This is a genomic window from Vibrio sp. YT-18, from assembly GCF_033337345.1.
Classification (GTDB): Bacteria; Pseudomonadota; Gammaproteobacteria; order Enterobacterales; family Vibrionaceae; genus Vibrio; species Vibrio alginolyticus.
In genome coordinates, this window is sequence record NZ_JAWOQO010000235.1 from 1 (window position 1) to 1,095 (window position 1,095).

Genomic DNA, 1,095 nt, shown 5'->3' on the forward strand with positions numbered 1-1,095 from the left:
CTTAGCGCCAGAATTTCCGCGCGAGCTGCAAGCTCTTCATCACTACGTCCAAGGGCATGATAGCCTTTCGATAATAGCTGCCAGCCATTGCTATCTTCTGGGTTATCGTGTGTATAACGTTGAAGCGTACGCACAGCTTGATCATTTTGGTTTGCTTCAAGCAACGCGTTGGCGTAGTTAATGGTTAATACTTTGTTTTGAGGATTACGCTTTAGCGCGCTATTTAGCAACTCAACAGCTTTTTGTGGCTGTTTTTTCTCGATGTATAGATCGGTCATTGCATCTAAATAGAATGGGTTTCCCGGATCTTGCGCTAACAGTTTTTTCAAAATCGGTTCTGCTTGTGATAAGCGTTTGTTGTCCAGATGAACCAGCGCTCGGCCGTAATCAAATGACGGCATGATGTCCGCTGAAGCTTTCTTTTGAGTACGCTAAAACCAACCTAGTGCGGCTTGTCCGTCGATACCGGCATATCGCGCGACAATGCGTGCGCGCGCCAAATGGTAATCGATAGAGGGTGCAATGCGCATTGGAGGATAGGCTTGTGCACGTTGACGGCTATCTGCTACACGGTCTTCTGGTAAAGGGTGAGTCAGTAGCATTGGTGGCGGTTTGCTCGCGTAGCGGTATTCATCGGCTAAACGGCCAAAGAAACGCGGCATTGCTTGCACATCAAATCCTGCTTTCGCCAAGGTTGCGATGCCGAAGCGGTCGGCTTCTTTCTCGTTTGAGCGAGTGTAGTTGATTTGGCTTTGCATGTTGCCTGCTGTTGCGGCGGTAATCGCTGCCATGCCTGCTTCTGGTGAAGCAATCGAAAGTAATAATGCACCAGCAAGCGCAGCTAAAGTCGCTGGAGAGCGCCTTGCTTGGTCTTCCATACTGCGCGCTAGGTGGCGCTGTGTTACGTGTGCAATTTCGTGCGCGACAACGGATGCGAGTTCACTTTCGCTACGAGCATGAAGAAATAGCCCTGAGTGCAACGCAACGTAACCGCCAAAAAAGGCAAAGGCGTTGATATTACGATCACGAATCATGAAGAAGTGGACCGGCGTTTCTACCTCGTTCGCGTTGCCCACGCGTCGGTGTCCGATGGAA

At 50.0% G+C, this 1,095-nt stretch carries 1 pseudogene; it reads right to left on the reverse strand.

From position 1 onward, the window contains the following. Window positions 1-1,095: pseudogene (locus R7M72_RS25655) on the reverse strand (M48 family metalloprotease); the annotation flags it as partial.